General features: G+C 51.2%; 1 protein-coding gene. It reads right to left on the bottom strand.

Annotation, left to right across the window (positions count from 1 at the left end):
* A partial coding sequence (locus J5224_RS31435) for a DUF898 family protein (protein WP_264628909.1) occupies nt 1–844 on the bottom strand: 844 nt, incomplete at both ends.

Here is an 844-nt window from a genome sequence, read left to right as displayed (position 1 = left end):
CCGCCACCGCCGAACGCGCGGTATCACCGTGCGCCTGCACGTTCAGCAGAGAAAGGTCACCGCTCACTTGCGTGGCATTCGCCATGAAGCGCGCATAGCGCACCTGTGCTACCGGCGCGGCCAGCCCCAAAGAAAATAGCGTAATCAGTGTGTTGGTGAATAACAGCATCAGGTAAGCGCCCAATTTCATGTTGGAGTGCACCTGGACATTGTCACTGAGCGTGGTATTACTAAAGATATAGTTGCGTTCCGCCACCACGATATAGCACTTGGCAACCAGACCGCCAATAATCAACGACACATACGCCGCGATCAGTTTGAAGATACCGCCATAGGGCGACGTGTAGTCCACGCGATGCGTGATATGCCCACCTGTTTGTACATATTCCATCACTGAAAGCAGTACAGCCCCTGAAAACCACAGCGTCCATATCAGGAAGGGGATAAAAAACAACAGGCTGAAAAAGGCAATTTTAATAAACGCCGCTTTACTGATCGCGGCATTAAATGCCGCGGTACCAAACCGCAGGTTATTCACATAAAGATCGGCGATCATATACTTCATCACGCCGCCCAACGCAATCAACGCGGGGATGTAAAGCAGTGCAGCCACAATTAGCGGAGTCGCATTGCTGATAAGCGAAGAAAAGCTGCCGACAGTGGTCATCAACAGCACCAACACAGCGGCCATTAATAGCGGAATCGCCAAAAACGTCCAATAGCCACTTTTTACGCTGCCCAAATAGTTAAAACGCACGCCGCGATAACTGGTCATAATGGCGTTATAGCGCCAGTTACGAATAATCAGCATCGGCAGCAGCGCGGAAAACACCAGCAATACCGC

The sequence above is a fragment of the Candidatus Symbiopectobacterium sp. NZEC135 genome (assembly GCF_025962695.1).
The sequence above is the reverse complement of the archived record's forward strand: the minus strand, read 5'-3'. Positions and strand labels throughout refer to the sequence as shown.